A 20,245-nucleotide genomic window follows, 5' to 3' on the forward strand; every position below is an offset into this window, starting at 1 on the left:
AGGAGCTAGCGTTACCGATCTGAAATACGGCGCGCTCCGGGCCGGCTTGAAGCGTCCGGTCAGGTCCCTGCGCTCCGGTCTGTTCCGGGCGCGTTTCGCGCGTAAGTACTCAAGTAGTTTTCGGACGTCCCGGCGCGTTCAGCCCGGATTATGCGCGTAATCCCCACGCCTGTAGTAATCAGCCGGCGCCCCTAACCTTGGGAGAGGTCGTGCATACGACTCTCCACGGCAGCTAGTGCCGCCCACCGGAACCACGACGGCGGGTGGGAATCGAGGCGGCAATGGGCGCGAATGACTCCGCTCCTGGACGCAGAGCCGTGCTCGGCGCCGCGATCGCGGCACTTTCGTGGGCCGCCGCCGAGGCGGCGTCGGGGGCCGCAGCGGGCGGGACCCGCCCACCGAACCTACTGCTGCAGGCCGCCGCGGCGCGGGAGGTGCGGAGCACGGCGTCGCCGGTTGCCGGGTCTTCCAACCAGAGACCGGTGCGGGTGTCGGCCAAGCGTCCCGGCGTCACGGGGGGCGACGTCGCCTCCAAGCGGTGGACCACCCCGAAGCTGGAAGGCTTCCTGGGCCAGCACGCCTCCACCCCGCAGCAGCGCAAGGTTGATGTCTACATCAATTCCACGCTGGGCAGTATCCGGATCAAGGCCTACCGGATCGGGCACTACAACGGGGAGGGCCAGCGATTGGTCTGGACGTCCGGGCCGGTACGGGTCCAGCGGCAGCGGCGCTTCGCCGTCGGGAGCAAAACACGAATGGTGTCCTGCCCGTGGCGTGTCAGCACGAGGGTCGACACGACAGGATGGCCGGACGGGCTCTACTACCTGGTCTTGGCCGGCGCGTCCGGGCGGACCCACCGGATCCCGCTGGTCGTCGAGTCCGCCTCGGTGCTCGGCAAGGCCGTGCTGGTCTTCAACGACTGCACGATGCAGGCGTACAACAAGTGGGGCGGCTATTCGCTCTACACCGGGCCGAACCATTCGACGGCCACCCGGTCCTACAAGGTCTCCTTTGACCGGCCCTACCGGAACTTCGACGAGGTGGAACTTCGTAACGCCCCGCTGGTCCGCGCCGCGGAAGCCATCGACGACCCCGGGGTCAGGCTCGCGTACACCACCGAGGCCCGGATCAGCCGGAACCCCGGGCTGGTCCATGGCGCCGCGGCCGTAATCTTCGCAGGCCACTCGGAATACTGGTCCCCGGCACTGCGCCGGACTGTGGAGGGGGCGCGGGACAAGGGCACCAACATCGTCTTCTTCGGAGCGAACAACGTGTACTGGCGTACCCGATTGGAGTCCTCCTTCACCGGGACGAACCGGGTCCTGGTCTGCTACCGGAAGGCCCGGCTGGATCCGTACCGCCGCCGCCACCCGGAGGCCGTGACCACGCAGTGGCGCGAGGGTCCCGCCGCGAATCCGGAGTCGACGCTCACGGGCTCGGTGTACGGCGACCTGGGGGTTACGGGGACATTCACTGTCACGGACCCTGGCTTTTTCGCCTTCGCCGGCACCGGCGCTGGCCGCGGGGCCAAATACCGCGGCCTCACCGCCGGCGAAACCGACCGCGTCTACCCCAAGGCAGTGCGCCGTGCCTTCACCTACGCCAAAAAGCTCCACATCTTTGCCCATTCCCCGGCCTCCGGCAAACACGACTCCCGTGGCTGGTCGGACTCGACGTTTTACGTTGCCCCCTCGGGGGCCGGGGTCTTGACCATGGGCACCATGGCCTGGCTCCAGGCGCAGGCCGATCGTGCCGTCCCGGCCCGTTCCCGGAAGTTCGCCCTGCAGGTGACCCAGAACATCATCCGCGAGGCGGCACGCGGACCCCTGGGGCACCGCGACCGCCGGACCCGTCCGAACCCCACCGGGCTCCCCCGCGATGGACAGCGGCGTCGGATTCTTATTTGAGTGGCGCCTGCTCAGGCGTCACACAGGGTGAGCCTCGCGCTTTGGCGCGAGCCACGCCGTCGTCCGTGTCGCAGGGCCGCAGTAATGTGGGCCGCATGGAGATGCGTCTAGAAGTCGTGCAGGTGCCGGTGTCCGACGTCGAACGGTCAAAGTCCTTCTATACGGAAAAGCTGGGCTTCGTCCTCGATCACGACGTCGAGTACATCCCCGGGATGCGGGTGGTGCAACTGACGCCGCCGGGCTCGGCTGCCTCGATCGTCATTGGTACCGGGATGACCAGCATGGCGCCTGGCAGCCTCGAAGGCCTGCAGCTGGTTGTGCCCGACATGGACACTGCCCGCGCGGAGCTCCTGGGCCGGGGCGCCGAGATCAGCGAGGTCCAGGACCTGGGCGGAGTGCAGTTTGCCTACTTCGCCGATCCGGATGGCAACCGCTGGGTTATCCAGGGAGCAATTGGTCCCGGCGCCGCAGAAGGCCGCCCGGAGGGGTCCGGGGCGTAGCCGGCCCCCGCAGGCACCGGGCCGAAGCGGCCAGTCGGCCGCTCAGTCCGCCGCCGATCCTGGATTGAGGCGCGCGACCGCCGTCGACAACGCGGTGGCAAAGCCGCACCACGCCGCATAGGGGGCAAGCGCCACTCCGGCGCCCCGGTTCAGTTTGTAGGTCCGCCGCACCAGATCGGCGCTGCTGGCGGTCAGCACGGCGCATTCCGCAGCAGCCACCCACGGCCGGCGGGCGCGCCAGAACAGCCAGCTCCACGCCGCATTGAGCAGCAGGTTGGCCGCCAAAGCGGAGCGGTAGGCAGTTAATTCCTGCTGCCTGGCCGTGCTGACGGCGGCCTCTTCCCCATCGCTGCTGTCCAGTGCGACGGCGGAGCTCACCGCGAGGTCCGCGTACAGCGCCGTCCAGACCACCGGAAAGGCGATGGCGGGCGGCTGCCAATCAGGTTTGCGGAGCAGCCGGTACCAGGCACCGTCCGGGTCCGTCGCCACTCCGCCAGCCACCGCCGTCGCGGCTGTCGCGGCTGCCGTCCACACCACGGTCATGAGTCTCATAACTGCTCCTTTGGCTCCAACTTGGTCACTTGCCCGAGTGGCGGGCGGCCGGGTGGTCGCTTGCCCGGGTGGGTCACCTGCTCGGGTAACGGGCGGCCGTTCCGCCGTATGCCCGATGATACGTCCGTTGCAGCCGCCGCTGGCTTGGCCGCCGGGGCTTATTAGTAGAGAGCTTGCCTGCATGCCGCGGCCCGCACACTGGACCCGGGCCGTCGGCTCCCAACGGACCCCGCCCGTGCTGCTGGCCGAGCATCTCCTTATCCCGCCGGATGTTCCGGCTGCTCTGCACTTTAAGTGTCGGAGGTGCCCGATAGCGTGTTTCCATGGACGGCAAGCAAGGGCCCGACGTGGCCCTGACGGACAGCGTAACGGTCGCGGACCTTGCGCGGATGCTGGCCGGAATCCCTGCCCCGGCCAGCGCCGCGGCCCTCATCGACGAAACACGCGAACTGGAGGACCTGAAGTCAGCCCTGGCCGCCCGGCAGGCCTGGGACGCCGTCGCCTTCGACTTGTCCCAGCGCCGCGAACAAGCCGACGCCGGCGTTCCCGCCGACCAGCTCGGCACCGGCGTCGCTGCGCAGATCGCCCTCGCCCGGCGCGAATCCCCGGCCAAGGGCGGACGGCTCCTGGGCCTCGCCAAAGCCCTCGTCACCGAAATGCCGCGCACCCTCGCCGCCCTGGAAACCGGCCAGCTCAACGAATGGCGCGCCACCCTGCTGGTCCGCGAAACCGCCGCCCTCTCCGCCGCGGACCGGGCCGCCGTGGACGAAGAACTCGCCCCCGACGCCGGAACCTTCGCCGGCGCCGGGGACCGAGCCATCATCGCCGCGGCCCGCGCCGCCGCCTACCGGCGCGACCCGCGCTCCATCACCCAGCGCGCCGCCCACACCGAAACCGAACGCCACGTCAGCCTCCGTCCGGCCCCGGACACCATGTGCTACCTGACCGCCTTGTTGCCGGTCAGCCAGGGCGTCGCCGTGCACGCCGCCCTCACCCGGGCCGCGGACGCTGCCCGCTCCGGCGGGGACACCCGCTCCCGGGGCCAGCTGATGGCCGACACACTGGTCGAACGCACCACCGGAACCCCCGGCGGGATAGCGGGGATCGAAATCCAGCTCGTCATGACCGACCGCACCCTCTTCCAGGCCGACAGCGAACCCGCCCGCCTCCCCGGCTACGGCATCGTCCCTGCCGGGTGGGCCAGAAGTTTACTCAAAGACTTCGGTACCGCAGCCCCGGACACCGGCGCCGCAGGTGCAGCAGGCGGCCCGGGCAACAACGCCACTTCCGCCCCCGCGGGCGGTGAGCCGAATTCGGGCACCGGCGACCTAGGCGGCCCGTCCGACGAACGCGCCTTCACGACCTGGATCCGCCGGCTCTACACCGCCCCCGCCACCGGAGAACTCATCGCCATGGACTCCCGCGCCAGGCTCTTCCCCGCCGGGCTCCGCCGGTTCATCCAGGCCCGGGACGACACCTGCCGGACACCCTACTGCGACGCCCCCATCCGCCACATGGACCACATCATCCCCTGGCATGACGGTGGAACCACCAGCCTCAGCAACGGCGCCGGACTCTGCGAAGCCTGCAACCACACCAAAGAAACCCCCGGCTGGACCGCCAAGCCCCGCCCCGGCCCCAGACATACGCTGAAATTCACGACACCGACCGGCCACACTTACCACTCCACCGCACCGCCGTTGCCGGGAACCAGCGTCATCCGCCGGCCACAACCGCGCTCCGAAGAGGACAGATCTGCCACGGACACTCCAAAACCGCCGCTCCAGAGCCGAAAGCTCAGGCACCAGGCCAAGGCCACCAAAGTCGGCCGCTTGGTGACGCGACCGGCGGCATAACCGAGCCGCTCGGCCGCGCCGTTGTATCTATCTGTACAATCACGAAGGCCGTAGCCTGCGGCCGCATAATCCGGTCCGAGTGACCGTTCCACGATTGGGGCCCGTTGAGCATTCCGAATCCAAGATTTAAGTCACGACTCGCCTTGACGGCAGCGGGCCTGGCCGTGGCCATGTGCAGCTCGCTGGCTGGTGCACCAGCCGCCTCCGCTGAGCCAGACATGGCAGGCCCTGTCCTCCTCAATCCCGTGGTGACATCAACTTCCCTGAACATCGCCAACGGCCCGGCCACCGTCAAGGTCACCCTGCGACTGACCGACCAGACCGGCGCAAACGCGCCCACACTCGTCCTCAGCCACGACGCCACCGGCCAGAGCCAAGGCTTCGGCAGCATGACGCTGACCTCCGGCACCACCCAGGACGGAACCTGGGAACGCACCATGACAATCCCCCAAGGCTCCGCCACCGGAACCTGGACCGTCACCCTGTTCCCCCTCGACGACACCCTCGGAAACTCCTCCATAGGATTCCGCGACCTCGCAACACTCAACATCACCGGCGCAGTCTCCGACATGGCGGGCCCTGTCCTCCTCAGTCCCGTGGTGACATCAACTTCCCTGAACATCGCCAACGGCCCGGCCACCGTCAAGGTCACCCTGCGACTCACCGACCAGACCGGCGCAAACGCGCCCACACTCGTCCTCAGCCACGACGCCACCGGCCAGAGCCAAGGCTTCGGCAGCATGACGCTGACCTCCGGCACCACCCAGGACGGAACCTGGGAACGCACCATGACAATCCCCCAAGGCTCCGCCACCGGAACCTGGACCGTCACCCTGTTCCCCCTCGACGACACCCTCGGAAACTCCTCCACAGGATTCCGCGACCTCGCAACACTCAACATCACCGGCGCGGTCTCCGACATGGCGGGCCCTGTCCTCCTCAATCCGGTGGTGACATCAACTTCCCTGAACATCGCCAACGGCCCGGCCACCGTCAAGGTCACCCTGCGACTCACCGACCAGACCGGCGCAAACGCGCCCACACTCGTCCTCAGCCACGACGCCACCGGCCAGAGCCAAGGCTTCGGCAACATGACGCTGACCTCCGGCACCACCCAGGACGGAACCTGGGAACGCACCATGACTATCCCCCAAGGCTCCGCCACCGGAACCTGGACCGTCACCCTGTTCCCCCTCGACGACACCCTCGGAAACTCCTCCACAGGATTCCGCGACCTCGCAACACTCAACATCACCGCGCCGACGCCCGTGTTTCCACTCGCTGCCTCGCCCGTCCCCTTGCTTTCGGGAACGGCCAAGGTCGGCCAGTCCTTGACCGCCGCGCCTGGCACTTGGGCACCCTCCCCCGTGACGCTCAAATACCAGTGGTACCGCTCGGGCGTGCCCATTAGCGGCGCCACCCTGCCCAGCTACAGAGCCACTACCGATGACCTTGGGCAGAAACTTACGGTCCAGGTAACCGGTAGCAAGCCGGGCTACACCACCACGTCCAAGACTTCTGTGCCCTCGGCGACCGTGTCTGCAGGGGCACTCACCGCCACGCCCATCCCCAAGGTCTCCGGCACCGCCAAGGTCGGCAAGGTCCTCACTGCCGCGCCCGGCACCTGGTCGCCTTCCCCTGTGACCCTCAAGTACCAGTGGTACCGCTCCGGCGTCCCCATCACCGGCGCAAGCCTCCCCAGCTACAAACTCACCAGCGCTAGCCTGGGCAAGAAGCTCACTGTCCGCGTCACCGGCAGCAAGGCCGGGTACACCACGGTGTCCAAGACATCCGGGCCTTCAACGACCGTCACGGCAGGGACCCTTTCAGCCACGCCGACCCCCAAGGTCTCCGGCACCACCAGGGTCGGCAAGGTCCTCACTGCCGCACCCGGCACCTGGTCGCCTTCCCCTGTGATCCTCAAATACCAGTGGTACCGCTCCGGCGTCCCCATCACGGGCGCCACCCTCCCCAGCTACAAACTCACCACCGCTAGCCTGGGCAAGAAGCTCACTGTCCGCGTCACCGGCAGCAAGGCCGGCTACCTTTCAGTTCGCAGGACTTCACTGTCCACTCCAACTGTCGTCCGTTAGGCCATCGGTAGGCTGCGCCCGCGGTTCGGGCAGGCAGCTAAACAAAAGTGCCGCCGTCGAGTCTCAAATGTCGACGGCGGCACTCTTTTGCACGGCAAGCCCTGCGACGCCCGGCATCATCTTTTTCCTGCTCGGCCGCCGGGGCCGAACCCCGGACATCATCCTGGGCTATCGTGGGGCCATGCCAAGCCAATTAGCTACCGTTGCCATCGACGCCGTCCGTCCCAAGGTGGTGGCCGACTTCTGGTGCGCCGTCCTCGACTGGCACATTGTCGAAGAGGACAGGGAGGTCATCAGCATCGCGCCCCGGGACAAGACCGGGCCAACCATCGATGTCATCGCCGTGCCCGAGGGCAAGACAGTCAAGAACCGGCTGCATTTCGATCTGCGGGCTGACGGTGTCTCCACCGCCGAGGAGCTGGAGCGCCTACTCACCCTTGGCGCCCGGCGCACAGATGTGGGCCAGGGGCCGGACGTGAGTTGGGTGGTACTGGCTGATCCCGAGGGCAACGAGTTCTGTCTGTTGTCCCGATCCGTTCAGGACGTCCAGGAGTAGCCCCAACAGAAAGTGCCGCCGTCGAGTCTTCCAACTCGACGGCGGCACTTTTGTAGCCAGAGGCTCAGCCCTAGGACAGCTTGGCCGGCAGCGTCGTCGGCTTGAACGCAGGCCGGGTGGCCTCGTACGCGGTGATGTCTTCCTCGTGCTGCAGGGTCAGGCCAATGTCGTCCAGGCCCTCCAGCAGGCGCCAGCGGGTGTAGTCGTCAATCTCGAACGGCGCCACCACGTTGCCGCACTCGACCGTCTTGGAAACCAGGTCAACCTTGACCTCGGTGCCGGGGGCGTTTTCCAGCACCTTCCAGATCAGCTCGATGTCGTCCTGGGCCAGTTCGGCCGCCAGCAGGCCTTGCTTGCCGGAGTTCCCCCTGAAAATGTCCGCGAAGCGGGAGGACAGCACGGCCTTGAAGCCGTAGTCCTTCAGCGCCCAGACGGCGTGCTCGCGCGAGGACCCGGTGCCGAAGTCCGGCCCGGCGACCAGCACGGAGCCCGCGCTGAAGGGTTCCTGGTTCAGGATGAACGACGGATCCGTGCGCCAGGCCGAGAAGAGCGCGTCCTCGAAGCCCGTCCGCGTGATCCGCTTGAGGTAGACGGCGGGGATGATCTGGTCAGTGTCGACGTTGCTCTGGCGCAGCGGGACACCGATTCCGGTGTGGGTGGTGAACTTTTCCATGGCGGATCCTTCGTGGGCTGTGTGGATCGGTGCAGGTGGACCGGGGCAGGCGTGGCGAGCGAGCCTTACGCCACGCCGACGCGGCTTCCGGCGGAGACGGATGCCGGCTCCAGGTCCGACGGCGAGCTCAGGGTGCCGCGCACCGCCGTCGCCGCCGCCACGACGGGCGAGACGAGGTGGGTGCGGCCACCCTTGCCCTGGCGTCCCTCGAAGTTGCGGTTGGACGTGGAAGCGCAGCGCTCCCCCACCTCCAGCTGGTCCGGGTTCATGCCCAGGCACATCGAGCAGCCGGCAAAGCGCCACTCCGCGCCGAAGTTGATGAAGACCTTGTCCAGACCCTCGGCCTCGGCCTCGAGCCGGACGCGGGCAGAGCCCGGCACCACCAGCATCCGGATGTTGGGATCCTTGGTGCGGCCGCGGATGATGTCCGCCGCGGCCCGTAGGTCCTCCATCCGGGAATTGGTGCACGAGCCCAGGAAGACGGTGTCGACCCGGATGTCCTTCATCGGCGTGCCGGCCTCGAGGCCCATGTACTGCAGCGCCCGCTCGGCGGCGGCCTTCGCGTTCTCGTCGCCGAAGTCCGCCGGGGAGGGAACCTTGGCGGACAGGGACACGCCCTGGCCCGGGTTGGTCCCCCACGTCACGAACGGCTCCAGGGTGTCGGCGTCGAGGTCCACCTCGGCGTCGAACGTCGCGTCGTCGTCGGTGCGCAGCGTGTTCCAGTACTCGACGGCGGCGTCCCAGTCCGCGCCCTGGGGCGCGTGCGGGCGTCCGTGCATGTAGTCGTAGGTGGTCTGGTCCGGTGCGACCAGGCCGGCGCGGGCGCCGGCTTCGATGGACATGTTGCAGATGGTCATCCGCGCTTCCATGGACAGCGCGCGGATGGCGGAGCCACGGTACTCCAGCACGTAGCCCTGGCCGCCGCCGGTGCCGATCTTGGCGATCACGGCCAGGATGATGTCCTTGGCGCTCACGCCGGGGCGCAGCGTGCCCTCGACGTTAATCGCCATGGTCTTGAAGGGCTTCAGCGAGAGCGTCTGGGTGGCCATGACGTGCTCCACCTCGGAGGTGCCGATGCCCATGGCCAGCGCGCCGAAGGCGCCGTGCGTGGATGTGTGGGAGTCGCCGCAGACCACGGTCATGCCCGGTTGGGTCAGGCCCAGCTGCGGGCCGACCACGTGCACGATGCCCTGTTCGGCGTCGCCGAGGGAGTGCAGGCGGACGCCGAATTCCTTGCAGTTGTTGCGCAGGGTCTGGATTTGGGTCCGGCTGGTGAGGTCCGCGATTGGCTTGTCGATGGCCAGCGTGGGAGTGTTGTGGTCCTCGGTGGCGATGGTGAGGTCCGGCCGGCGCAGCTTGCGGCCGGCGAGGCGCAGGCCCTCGAAAGCCTGCGGCGACGTCACCTCGTGCACCAGGTGGAGGTCGATGAAGAGGAGGTCCGGCTGGGCGTTGGCGCCTTCGCCGTCCCCCTTGCGCACCACATGTGCGTCCCAGACTTTCTCGGCCAATGTCTTTGCCACGGCCTGCTCCCTTCACTGCTGTTTTCGCTGCGTGTGTCCGCGCCTGATACTGGACCGGCGCGTTGATCTTCTCCACTGAACCAGCACTGCCGCCGAAGCGCCAGCGCAATGATTTGCATCTCAGATATTGAGACGGCAATATCATTACATGGACAATTCTAGTGGCGTCGGCGTCATCGATAAAGCGGCCCATGTGCTCGACGCACTTGAGGCCGGCCCCACCACCCTGGCGCAGCTCGTGGCGGCCACCGGGCTGGCCCGTCCCACGGTGCACCGCCTCGCACTGGCGCTCGTCCACCACCGCCTAGTGAGCCGCGACATCCAGGGCCGCTTCGTGCTCGGGAGCCGCCTGGTTGAGCTCGCCTCCGCCGCGGGCGAGGACCGGCTCATCGCTTCGGCGGGCGCGGTACTGATGCAGCTGCGCGACGCCACCGGCGAAAGCGCCCAGATCTTCCGCCGCCAGGGCGACTGGCGCGTCTGCGTCGCCTCCGCCGAGCGGCCCATCGGCCTCCGGGACACCATCCCGGTCGGCACCCAGTTGTCCATGAAGGCCGGCTCCGCCGCCCAGGTGCTGCTCGCTTGGGAAGACCACGACCGGCTGCTGGAAGGCCTCCAGGCCGCCCGCTTCACGCCCACCGTCCTGGCCGGAGTACGACGCCGGGGCTGGGCCCAGAGCCTCGGCGAACGCGAGCCGGGGGTCGCCTCCGTTTCGGCGCCCGTCCGCGGGCCGTCCGGCCGGGTGATCGCGGCCGTGTCCATTTCCGGCCCGATCGAGCGCCTCACCCGCCAGCCCGGCCGGCTGCACGCCGAAGTGGTCTGCAACGCCGCCCGCGTCCTGACCGAGGCGCTGCGCAAAACCAACGACTGAACCCGCGGCACCACCACAACAGGGCACCGGCACAACAGCACCCCTGTACTACGGCGTTAGGCTGTGCGTATGAACAGCTATGCGGTCTTCCTGCGCGGCGTCAACGTGGGCGGGATCAACATCAAGATGGCCGAGCTCAAAGAGGCCCTGAAGTCGCGCCCGTTCTCCGCCGTGAAGACGCTCCTGGCCAGCGGCAACGTGGTGCTGGCCAGCGAACTGCCGCCTGCCGGCGTGAAGGCAGAGTTCGAAGCCTGCCTGCGGGAGACCTTCGGCTACGACGCCTGGGTGGTGGTGCTGGAAGCGGACCGGGTTCCCGCCCTCGTCGACGCCTGCCCCTACCCCGCGGATGACACGGCCACGCACAGCTACGTCACGCTGTCCTCGGACACCGGGATACTCACCGAACTGTACGACGCCGGCCGGGGGCTTGAGGGCGTTGAGCTGACCCGGCTGGGACCCGAAGCGGTGGCCTGGCTGGCTCCCGCCGGCGGCACCCTGGACAGCCCCTTCAGCAAGCTCACTGCCAAGGCCAAGTACAAAGCCAGCACCACCACCAGGAACCTGCGGACCCTGGTCAAGGTCCGCGACGCCGCGGAAAAGGCGGCCGCCGACTAGGCGCAGGCCTCGCCGGACGCTCAGCCCGCGGCAGACCGAAGGGCGGTGGTGAACGACTTGAGCCGGCTGATCTCCAGTTCCACCGGGTCCACCACGAGTTCCTCCGCGACGGCGGCGACGGCGGCTTCGAGGCGCCTCCGGGCAGCCCGGGCGCGGGCCCGCGCCGCGGCACCCGCAATGAACCTGGCCGCAATGGCCAGCACGATGCCCAGCAGCACTCCCCCGGCCACCATGACGGTGGGGACCGGCCAGCCTTCCACCCGGGGAACCTCCGGAACGGGCAGCTGGAAGTACCCCAGCGCGGCCAGCACCCCCAGCCAGCCCAAACCACCAAGCGCAATCAGCAGGCCCAGCCACTGGACGACGTTGAAAGCAGTCCACCACCAGGAGCTGCGTCCGGCCTTGAGGTCGGTGCCGGCGATGGCCTGGTCCAGCGCGTCGGGCAGCTGTTCCCGGCCCTCGCGGGCGGCGCCGCGGATGACCGCGCGCCAGGGGCCCGGGGCGCCGTCGGACGCGGCATCGGCAAACTCGCGCACGGCGGCGTCGGTGCGGGCCCGCTCGGGTGCCCCTGCCGGGGGCAGCGAGGTCCGGTTCAACTCCGGCCGCGCCTCGGTCCGGCGCAGGTTCAGCCGCCGCAGCGGGTCCGGCCGGAAACGGACCAGCCAGCGCGTCACCGGCCAGCCGGTCCGGCGGGTGGCCTCCTGCCGGTAGGAGCGCGCCACGGCGTCTACCACCAGCGGGACATTCGCGGCCACGGCCAGCTCGGCGGCCAGCCGGTCCCGGGTGCCGCCCTTGACGCCGGCGGCCTCGCCCGTCCCGGATGCCTCGGCCAGCCGAGCGGCGGCCCGGTCGACATCCGCGGCGAGCCGCTGCGAGATCGCCTGCCGCTGCATGGCGACCTGGCGGATGGCCGCCCGGACCTTGTCCACGCCGGTGCCGACGACGGCCGAGGCGCCCAGCACCTGAACCTTGCCCAGCCCGTCCCGCGCGAGGATGCCTTTCAGGGACTCCAGCACGGGCCGGATCTCGTGCTCCGGCAGCCGGTCCACCTGGTTGAGCACCACGAGCGTGACGGCCGCGTGCGGGGCGAGCGGCGTGAGGAAGTCATTGTGCACGGCGGCGTCGGCGTACTTTTGCGGATCCAGCACCCAGACCAGCACGTCGACGAGGCCCACCATGCGCTGCACGATTTCGCGGTTTTCCGCGCGGGTGGAGTCGAAGTCCGGCAGGTCCAGCAGGATCAGCCCGGTGGTGTCGTCGGCGAATCCGGGGACCGCGGCGGCGTGGTGCCGGTTGCGGACTTCCAGCCAGTCGAGCAGCCCGTCGCTGCCCTCCGCGCCCCAGATGCCGGCGAGCGGTTCGGACGTGGTGGGGCGCCGGGCGGCCGCGGTGGCGATTTCCTCGCCGCTGACGGCGTTGAAGAGCGATGATTTGCCGCTGCCGGTCGCGCCGAAGAAGCCCACCACGGTGTGGTCGGCGGAGAGTGAACGCCGGGAACTCGCCCGGTCCAGGACCTCCAGCACCTCGTCCAGGGTCTCGTCGGGCAGGGCACCCGCTGCCAGCTCCCGGGCCTGGTTCAGTGCTTCCAGCCGGCGGTGCAGTTGCGAGGCCTGCTTGGCGGCCGCGTGGCGGGTCATGCGGAGGCCGCCAGCCGGCCGAGCGCCGCAGCCTGTTCCGCGAGGTCGTCCGGCGGCACCCCGTCAGGCAGGTCGAGCCGGGCCAGGAACCGCTGTTGTTCCGCCTGCAGCAGCCGCTCGCAGCGGGCCTGCAGGTCCTCGCGCGCGGTCTTGGCCAGCCGGCGCACGGCATCTTCACCAAAGACGGCTTCCAGCACGCGCTGGCCCACGACGGCGGTGCCACCGGCGACGCCGATTTCAAGGCCGGTGAGGCCTGCGGTCATCGAGAAGACCACGATCATCAGCGCAGCGCCAAGGCCGTTGATGCCAAAGGAGAGCCAGCGGGCCTGAGTGCGTTTGCCCTGGCCCTCGGTCCGGATCAGTTCCATCAGGCTGCCCTGCCAGGCGCGGATCTCGGCGGCCACCGCGTCGGGGAAGCCCTCGCTGGTGCCGGACAGGTCGTCGGTGCCAAGCAACTGCCGGCCGGCCGGGTCGGACCGCCAGCGCTGGTCCGCCTCTTCGGCGGCGTTGGCGGCCTCGTCCACAATGACCGCCTGCAGGCCGGTCTCGATGGCGGTCTCCACCCGCACGGCCGGGGTGGGTTCGCCGCGGAAGAAGGCGCCCATCCGGTCCCGCAGCCGCCCGATGTTCTGCTCCATGACGCGGAAGAACTCCCCGGTCCCCACGAAGTCCTGCCAGCGGGCCAGGACTTCACCGCGCAGCAGGGCGCCGTCGCGGGTGGCGTCGAGGATCCGGCCGACGGCGTCCGCGTAGGCGCCGCGGGCGTCCCGGGCCAGCAGTCCGGCGGCGCTGTCCTGGGCGGCGACGGCGGCGGCAACGGCGTCGACCCGGCCACCCAGCGCCTTTACCGTGCCGTTGAGCGTCCGGCGGGCGATCGCAGCGCGCCCGGCGGCGTCGGCGGCGAGTTCCGCGAGCCAGCCGCGCAGCGGCGCGACGGCGTCGGCGGGCAGCATTCCCATCGCGTCCAGCGCCACCTCGGGTACGACGAAGAGCCGGGCGGAACCCAGGCCTTCGCGGCTGAGCATGGCCTGCAGGTCGGCGCTGACTTCCTCCTCGGCGGCCGGCGGCACGCGGTCCAGCACCACGGCGACCATGATGTCGCGGCTGGCGGCGTCCAGCAGCAGGCGCCAGGGCACGGCGTCGGCGTAGCGGTTGGCGGTGGTGACGAACACCCACAGGTCGGCGGCGGCGAGGAGCTGGCCGGCGAGCCGGCGGTTGTCATCGGAGATGGAGTCGACGTCGGGCGCATCCAGCAGCGCGATGCCCTGCGGGACGGCCGGGTCTGCCGCGAGGACAAGCGAGGTGATGGCGGCGGCGTCCGGGGTGGGGCCGGCCTGGTGGGCGGGCAAGGGCGATGCGACGACGGTCCCGCGGATCCGGCTCAGGCTCGGCAGCACCCGCTGGTCCTCGAACCATTCAGCGTCGGCCGGGTGGTGCAGCAGGATGGGCTGGCGGGTGGTGGGGCGGATCGCGCCGGCCCGAGTCACCGGGTGGCCGACGAGGCCGTTGACCAGGGTGGACTTGCCGGCGCCGGTGGAACCGCCGACGACGGCGAGCAGCGGCGCGTCCAGGCTGCGGTAGCGGGGCAGGATGTAGTCGTCCAACTGGGCGAGGGCCTGGCGGATGTCCAGCCGCGCGGTATCGGCCCCGGGCAGGGCCAGGGGCAGCGACACCGCTGACAGGTCCCGCCGGACCGCTTCGAGCAGCTCGACGGCGGCGCCCTGGCGTGCGGCGGGTGTCTGGTGCCCGGCGGGGTCCTGTGGTCCGTTGCCGGGTCTTTCGTTGGAACTCACAGCATCATCATGCCAGTTGAGCGGGCCGATGCAGGGCGGTCCCGGTCCGCGGCGGCGGGAGGTTCCGAGCAGCGGCCCGCAGCACCGGCACCGCGGTGGCAACGAAAAACGGCCCCGGGCTGATGCCCGGGACCGTTTCATTGGTGACCCCAGCGGGATTCGAACCCGCGTTACCGCCGTGAGAGGGCAGCGTACTAGGCCGCTATACGATGGGGCCCTATACTTTCCAACTTCCAAACAGCATTTCTGCCATTCGGGCCAAGTCAGTATTTCACAGACTCAGCGTGTGTTCCAAATCGGCCCGGCCGCTTCGGAACCCCTGATTTGCCGCGGAAATCCGCGGTTTCTTCAGAGCTGGGATACCAGGACTCGAACCTAGAATGACGGTACCAGAAACCGTAGTGTTGCCAATTACACCATATCCCAATGGAACTTTCGGGCCGGTTCCGCAGGTCCAAACCCGCGCTCCCAGCGCCTCAGCACGAGTAATTACTTTACCCGAGACTTTTGTCCGGCACAAATCGGGCCAGCGGCGGCGCAGGCGCGTCCCCATATGGCCTCCCTGCCACCGCAGTTTTGACGCACTTCCGTGGAAAACCCTTGCCAATCCGGCCCGGACAAGTTTACGCTCGGTAAGTTACCAGCGAGTAACAACCCCCTCCCCCACTCAGCTGCGGGCAGAGCAACGTCCATTTTCGGATGTTAGCTGCATCACAGTTGCGGGGGGCTGGCAGCAGAGCCGCTGCCGGCGAGACCGTCGAGAGGAACCATCCGTGCCACAGAGTCGTGCCGCCACCACCCCACCCCGCACCAGGGCGCAACAAATCGCCATCGCCATCCTGGCGCTGCTGCTGATCGCCCTGCTGGGGTTCTATACCCTGGTTACCGGACGCATCACCGACGGATCAGCGCGGCTCAACGACGGGGCCGGACAGGTCTCGGCGGGGGCTCAGCAGTTGAAGACCGGCGCGGGCAAGCTCGCCACCGGTGCAGGCCAGGCCGACGCCGGCGCGGGCAAGCTCTCGGAAGGGGCCGCGAAAATCCAGGCCGGGATCGCGGACAAACTTGCCCCCGGCGCGGAGAAGCTGGAGGCCGGAGCCAGCCAGCTGGCCACGGGGGCCGTCAAGATCCAGACGGACGTCACCAACAAGCTGGCACCGGGTGTGTACAAGGTGGACGACGGCGCGCAGAAACTCGCCGCCGGCGCTGTGCAGCTCTCCGCCGCGCTGACCCCCACCGCATCCGGCAACGCCCCAAACAACCTGGCCGACGGCGCCACGCAGCTGGATGCCGGCGCGGCCCGGCTGGCCGACGGAACCGGCCGCCTGCAGGCCGGCACCGACCAGCTGAAGGCCGGTACCGCCCAGTTGAAGGCGGGGACCGACCAGCTGAAGGGCTACCGCGGGGCAAACAACAACCCCGAGGCCGGCACCGGAACAGCGGCTCTGGCACAGGCACTGGAGTTGCTGCAGGCCGCCGCCAACGATCCCGTCCAGGGTCTTGTCCCGCTGGCCGTGGTCAAGGACAAAATTGCCAAGATCCTAGCCGGCGCGCACAAGCTGGATGGCGGTGCTTCGCAGCTTCAGGCCGGGGCGGCCCAGCTCCAGTCCGGCGCCGCGCGGCTGCAGTCCGGTGCCGCCGAGCTCAACACGGGCGCCGGCCAGCTGCACGCCGGTACCGGCAAGCTCACCGCCGGGTTCGCCACCCTGGCCGGCAAGCTCAACAGCCGGGATCCCAACAGCCCCGGCGTCGTGATGGGCACCGAACTGCTGGCAGCCGGTACCGCCAAGATCCGCGTCGGTATGGACGGCGTTCCCGGGGACCCCGAGCACCCGGGCCTGCTGAAGGCCGCCGCCAAAATGACGGACGGAACCTCGCGGCTGGCCGACGGCACGCTGGCGCTGAATGCCGGCATCGACGGGGACCCCGCGGATCCCACCAACCCCGGGTTGCTCAAGGGCTCCACGGCCCTCGCCAGCGGCGCCTCGGCGCTTTCCGACGGCAACACCAAGCTGGCCTCGGGCTCCACCCAGCTATCAACCGGCGCCGCCAAGCTCGCCGACGGGAACGCGCGGATCGCCGAGGGCACCGGAACCTTGTACTCAAGCGCCGCCGCGGTCTCGCCGTCGAACCTGATCAAAGCGGACGTGGCGGTGGCCCTCGGCTTGGTGGCCCTGCTGGCTCTGGGCTCGGTCGGCGCGTTCCTGGCGCTGCGGAACCGGCGCCTGGCCCAGGAGAGGCGCCTGGCCCAGGAAACGGCGTAGCCGCAGGCGGGTCAGGCCAGCAGTTCCAGCAGGGATGCGACCTCGCGGCCGGAGAAGCCCGGCGCAGGCTCCCCGCCGCGGTTCAGCCAGACGCCCAGCAGGCCCGCCGCCGTCGAGCCTTCCGCGTCGAGGAGTCGGTTGTCGCCGACGTACAGCGTCTCGCCGGGGCCGGTGCCCAGCCGGCGCACGCCCTCGAGGTAGATCGCGGGATCCGGTTTGGGCACGCCGACCGTATCGGTGCCCACGAGCACCCCGATGCGCTCCAGGCCGGCGGCGTCGAGCTTCACGCGCTGGTAGTCGTGCACATTGTTGCTGACCGCCCCGTACGGCACCCCGGCGGCGTCGAGCGCGTCCAGCAGCGGTGCCACGTCCTCAAAGGCGCGGATGTAGCTGTGCTGGAGGCTGGCGTAGGAGCTGACCCAGTGGTGGGCCTGTTCGCCTTCCTCGAGTTCGACGCCGAAGTGCCCCAGCGCCGCCCGGCCGCGCAGCAGCCGCTGCTCGTTAAAACTCAGCTCACCGGCCAGGTAGCGGTCGTAGTAATGGGTGGTTTCGCGGGTAAAGATCCGTCCGAACCGCTCCCACCCGGCCTCGTCGAGGCCGGGCAGGAGATGTTCGCTGACGCCGCGCAGCGCCGTCGTCATCGCGAACTCCAGGTCCACGAGCGTGTCGTCGATGTCGAACAGCACGCCGCGGATGCCCTCCAGCCCGGCGGCGAGGACCCCGCTGCCGGAGCCGGAACCGCGGTTCATCAGCCGCGGAACGCGCGCAGGCGGGCCAGGGACGAATCCTTGCCGAGGATGACCATGGACTCGAACAGCGGCGGGGAGATCCGGCGGCCGGAGACGGCCGTGCGGACCGGTCCGAAAGCCAGGCGCGGCTTGACGCCCAGGCCCTCCACGAGGGCCTCCTTGAGCGCGGCCTGGATGTTCTCCGCGGTCCAGTCGGCCACCGGCTCCAGGGCGGCGAGGGCGGCGTCGAGGACTTCGGTGAGGTTCTCCGGCAGGCCCTTGCGGGCGTCGTCAGCGACGTCGATTGCGTCGTCGGCCTTGAACAGGAAGGCCAGCATCTCCGGGGCTTCGCCGAGCAGCGAGATGCGCTCCTGGATCAGCGGTGCGGCCTCGGCGAGGATCTCCTCCTCGCGGGCGCTCAGCTGCTCGCCGACCAGGCCGGCGGACTGCAGGTAGGGCACCAGGCGGCCGCGGAAGTCCTCCGGGTCCAGCATCCGGATGTGGGTGCCGTTGATCGCCTCGGCCTTCTTGATGTCGAAGCGGGCCGGGTTGGCCAGCACGTCGTTGACGTCGAAGTTCTCGATCAGCTGCTCCACGGTGAAGATGTCCTCGTCCGCGGAGAGGCTCCAGCCCAGCAGGGACAGGTAGTTCAGCAGGCCCTCGGGGATGAAGCCGCGGTCCCGGAGCAGGAAGAGGTTGGACTGCGGGTCACGCTTGGAGAGCTTTTTGTTGCCCTCCCCCATCACGTACGGCAGGTGGCCGAAGACCGGAAGGTAGCTGGCGACGCCGATCTCCATCAGCGCCCGGATCAGCACCACCTGGCGGGGCGTGGAGGAGAGCAGGTCCTCGCCGCGCAGCACGTGGGTGATGCCCATCAGGGCGTCGTCCACCGGGTTGACCAGGGTGTAGAGCGGCGAGCCGTCCGCGCGGACGATCACGTAGTCGGGGATACTGCCGGCCTTGAAGGTGATGTCGCCGCGGACCATGTCCGTGAAGGTGACGTCCTCGTCCGGCATCCGCACGCGAAGAACGGGCTTGCGGCCCTCGGCCTTGAACGCGGCGAGCTGTTGTTCGGACAGGTTGCGGTCGAAGTTGTCGTAGCCCAGCTTGGGGTCGCGGCCTGCGGCGCGGTGGCGGGCCTCCACTTCCTCAGGGGACGAGTAGCACTCGTACGCGTAGCCGGCCTCCAAAAGCTTGGCGACAACGTCCTTGTAGAGGTCCAGGCGCTGGGACTGGCGGTACGGCTCGTGCGGGCCGCCCACTTCCACGCCTTCTTCCCAGCTGATGCCGAGCCACTTGAGCGCCTCCAGCAGCTGCTGGTAGCTCTCCTCCGAGTCGCGCGCCGCGTCCGTGTCCTCGATGCGGAACACGAAGGTGCCCTTCGTGTGCTTCGCGTGGGCCCAGTTGAAGAGGGCGGTGCGGATCAGGCCGACGTGCGGAGTGCCGGTCGGTGACGGGCAGAACCGGACGCGGACCGGGGTTTCGGCGGTGACTTCACGGGTCATTTCCGTGGTGGCGGTGCTGGAGACGGCGTCGGGCGCAGAAGGAGTAGTCATAGTGGTACCAACTTTACCGCGTGCCCGCCGGCCGCTTTAGCGCCTCCGGCCACGCGGCGGCCCGGGCCGGGACAGGATCCTCACCAGGTAATACCCGGCCAGGGCCAGTCCCACCCCGAGGAAGGCAAGAGCAAGCCACGGCGGCCCGTCGAACCAGTTGACGGCGCGGGCCGCCATCGCGAACGTGCCGACCGAGCCCAGCGCGTAGAGCAGGAACGAGCGGCGGCGCCGGGAGCCCGAAAGGGCGCCGCGCCACCCGCCGTCGTGCATGTTCAGTTCGGGTTCCGGTTAGCGGCGGACCACCGGGTTGGACAGCCGGCCGATGCCCTCGATCTCAACCTCGAAGCGGTCGCCGGCCTGGACCAGGCCGACGCCGGCCGGGGTGCCCGTCATGATGACGTCGCCGGGCAGCAGGGTGAAGGCCCGCGAGACGATGGAAACAAGTTCACGCACGCCGCGGATCATCTGGCTGGTGCTGCCGTCCTGGCGGAGTTCGCCGTTCAGCCGGCCCTGGATCTGCAGGTCCTCGGTGTCCAGTTCGGTCTCGATCCACGGCCCCAGCGGCGCCGAGGTGTCGAAGCCCTTGGCCCGCGCCCACTGGAGGTCCGTCTTCTGGACGTCGCGGGCGGTGAGGTCGTTGCCGCAGGTGTAGCCGAAGACGACGTCGTCGACCCGCTCCTCCGGGACGTCCTTGCAGATCCGGCCGATCACGACGCACAGCTCGGCCTCGAAGGAGACCTCCTCGGAGAATTCCGGCAGGATGATCGGGTCGTTGGGCCCGATCACCGAGGTGTTGGGCTTGAGGAAGAGCAGCGGCTGCGCCGGGACCTCGTTGCCGAGCTCGTGGGCGTGTTCGACGAAGTTGCGGCCGACGCCGATGACCTTGCTGCGCGGGATGATCGGCGCCAGCAGGCGGACGTCCTCGAGCTTGTGCTTGACGGCGGTCCGCTCCACACCGTGGAAGAAGGGGTCGCCGTTGATGACAGTGACTTCCTCACTGCCGGGCTGGCCCTCAACAATGCCGTACATGGGATCAGAATCGACTACAAACCGGGCGATACGCATGGTTCCTAGCGTACCGTCTCGCTCGGGCGTCCCGGACGCGGCAGCGGACCCTGGTGCCTGCC

17 protein-coding genes and 2 tRNA genes are annotated in these 20,245 nt (G+C 69.2%); 8 read left to right on the plus strand and 11 right to left on the minus strand.

What is annotated here, in order from left to right:
- Positions 1-281: 281 nt before the first annotated feature.
- Entirely contained in the window at positions 282-1,907 is a 1,626-nt protein-coding gene (locus AC1MED_RS11670) for a N,N-dimethylformamidase beta subunit family domain-containing protein (RefSeq protein WP_479783424.1), read from the plus strand.
- Positions 1,908-2,002: 95 nt separating this feature from the next.
- A complete protein-coding gene (locus tag AC1MED_RS11675) occupies positions 2,003-2,407 on the plus strand; it encodes a VOC family protein (RefSeq protein WP_479783425.1) in 405 nt (134 codons plus the stop codon).
- A gap of 42 nt (positions 2,408-2,449) precedes the next feature.
- On the opposite strand, the gene AC1MED_RS11680 is transcribed toward AC1MED_RS11675, so the two are convergent.
- A complete protein-coding gene (locus AC1MED_RS11680; protein WP_479783426.1) occupies positions 2,450-2,959 on the minus strand; it encodes a TspO/MBR family protein in 510 nt (169 codons plus the stop codon).
- Positions 2,960-3,348: 389 nt separating this feature from the next.
- Here AC1MED_RS11680 and AC1MED_RS11685 point away from each other — a divergent pair, with 389 nt between their 5' ends.
- From AC1MED_RS11685 to AC1MED_RS11695, 3 genes are all read left to right on the plus strand, one after another.
- On the plus strand, positions 3,349-4,815 hold the full coding sequence (locus AC1MED_RS11685; protein ID WP_479786662.1) for an HNH endonuclease: 1,467 nt from the start codon (positions 3,349-3,351) through the stop codon (positions 4,813-4,815).
- A 248-nt stretch (positions 4,816-5,063) separates the two neighbouring features.
- Positions 5,064-6,908, plus strand: a complete 1,845-nt coding sequence (locus AC1MED_RS11690; RefSeq protein ID WP_479783427.1) for a hypothetical protein — start codon at positions 5,064-5,066, stop codon at positions 6,906-6,908.
- A 181-nt stretch (positions 6,909-7,089) separates the two neighbouring features.
- On the plus strand, positions 7,090-7,464 hold the full coding sequence (locus AC1MED_RS11695) for a VOC family protein (RefSeq protein WP_479783428.1): 375 nt from the start codon (positions 7,090-7,092) through the stop codon (positions 7,462-7,464).
- Between the two features lie 70 nt (positions 7,465-7,534).
- Here AC1MED_RS11695 and leuD read toward each other — a convergent pair whose 3' ends face one another.
- Positions 7,535-8,137, minus strand: a complete 603-nt coding sequence (gene leuD / locus AC1MED_RS11700; protein ID WP_479783429.1) for a 3-isopropylmalate dehydratase small subunit — start codon at positions 8,135-8,137, stop codon at positions 7,535-7,537.
- A 65-nt stretch (positions 8,138-8,202) separates the two neighbouring features.
- A complete protein-coding gene (gene leuC, locus AC1MED_RS11705) occupies positions 8,203-9,657 on the minus strand; it encodes a 3-isopropylmalate dehydratase large subunit (RefSeq protein ID WP_479783430.1) in 1,455 nt (484 codons plus the stop codon).
- A 148-nt stretch (positions 9,658-9,805) separates the two neighbouring features.
- Here leuC and AC1MED_RS11710 point away from each other — a divergent pair, with 148 nt between their 5' ends.
- Together AC1MED_RS11710 and AC1MED_RS11715 are read left to right on the plus strand one after the other, a co-directional pair.
- The gene (locus AC1MED_RS11710; protein ID WP_479783431.1) at positions 9,806-10,525 is read left to right on the plus strand and encodes an IclR family transcriptional regulator; all 720 of its coding nucleotides are present in this window, start codon (positions 9,806-9,808) and stop codon (positions 10,523-10,525) included.
- 69 nt (positions 10,526-10,594) lie between these two features.
- Positions 10,595-11,140 (plus strand): DUF1697 domain-containing protein, encoded by a 546-nt coding sequence (locus AC1MED_RS11715; RefSeq protein ID WP_479783432.1) that lies wholly within the window; start codon positions 10,595-10,597, stop codon positions 11,138-11,140.
- Between the two features lie 20 nt (positions 11,141-11,160).
- On the opposite strand, the gene AC1MED_RS11720 is transcribed toward AC1MED_RS11715, so the two are convergent.
- The 4 genes from AC1MED_RS11720 to AC1MED_RS11735 form a co-directional block, all read right to left on the minus strand.
- Positions 11,161-12,777, minus strand: a complete 1,617-nt coding sequence (locus AC1MED_RS11720; RefSeq protein WP_479783433.1) for a GTPase — start codon at positions 12,775-12,777, stop codon at positions 11,161-11,163.
- Complete coding sequence (locus AC1MED_RS11725; protein WP_479783434.1) at positions 12,774-14,570, minus strand: dynamin family protein; 1,797 nt, start codon at positions 14,568-14,570, stop codon at positions 12,774-12,776. The genes AC1MED_RS11720 and AC1MED_RS11725 overlap by 4 nt, the downstream gene beginning before the upstream one ends.
- A 141-nt stretch (positions 14,571-14,711) precedes the next feature.
- Positions 14,712-14,787, minus strand: a tRNA-Glu gene (locus AC1MED_RS11730).
- A gap of 137 nt (positions 14,788-14,924) precedes the next feature.
- Positions 14,925-14,996, minus strand: a tRNA-Gln gene (locus tag AC1MED_RS11735).
- A 347-nt stretch (positions 14,997-15,343) separates the two neighbouring features.
- On the opposite strand from AC1MED_RS11735, the gene AC1MED_RS11740 reads away from it, so the two are divergent.
- The gene (locus AC1MED_RS11740) at positions 15,344-16,834 is read left to right on the plus strand and encodes a hypothetical protein (RefSeq protein WP_479783435.1); all 1,491 of its coding nucleotides are present in this window, start codon (positions 15,344-15,346) and stop codon (positions 16,832-16,834) included.
- 11 nt (positions 16,835-16,845) lie between these two features.
- Here the strand turns inward: AC1MED_RS11740 and AC1MED_RS11745 are convergent, their stop codons facing one another.
- The 4 genes from AC1MED_RS11745 to AC1MED_RS11760 are packed head-to-tail and all read right to left on the minus strand — an operon-like array spanning position 16,846 to position 20,183.
- Positions 16,846-17,583 (minus strand): HAD family hydrolase, encoded by a 738-nt coding sequence (locus AC1MED_RS11745; protein WP_479783436.1) that lies wholly within the window; start codon positions 17,581-17,583, stop codon positions 16,846-16,848.
- Positions 17,583-19,118 (minus strand): glutamate--tRNA ligase, encoded by a 1,536-nt coding sequence (gene gltX, locus AC1MED_RS11750; RefSeq protein WP_479783437.1) that lies wholly within the window; start codon positions 19,116-19,118, stop codon positions 17,583-17,585. Before gltX ends, AC1MED_RS11745 begins: the two co-directional genes overlap by 1 nt.
- A 36-nt stretch (positions 19,119-19,154) precedes the next feature.
- Complete coding sequence (locus AC1MED_RS11755; RefSeq protein ID WP_479783438.1) at positions 19,155-19,388, minus strand: hypothetical protein; 234 nt, start codon at positions 19,386-19,388, stop codon at positions 19,155-19,157.
- 18 nt (positions 19,389-19,406) lie between these two features.
- Complete coding sequence (locus tag AC1MED_RS11760; protein ID WP_346960934.1) at positions 19,407-20,183, minus strand: fumarylacetoacetate hydrolase family protein; 777 nt, start codon at positions 20,181-20,183, stop codon at positions 19,407-19,409.
- Positions 20,184-20,245 lie beyond the last annotated feature (62 nt).

This window comes from Arthrobacter sp. BI5 (assembly GCF_056680065.1).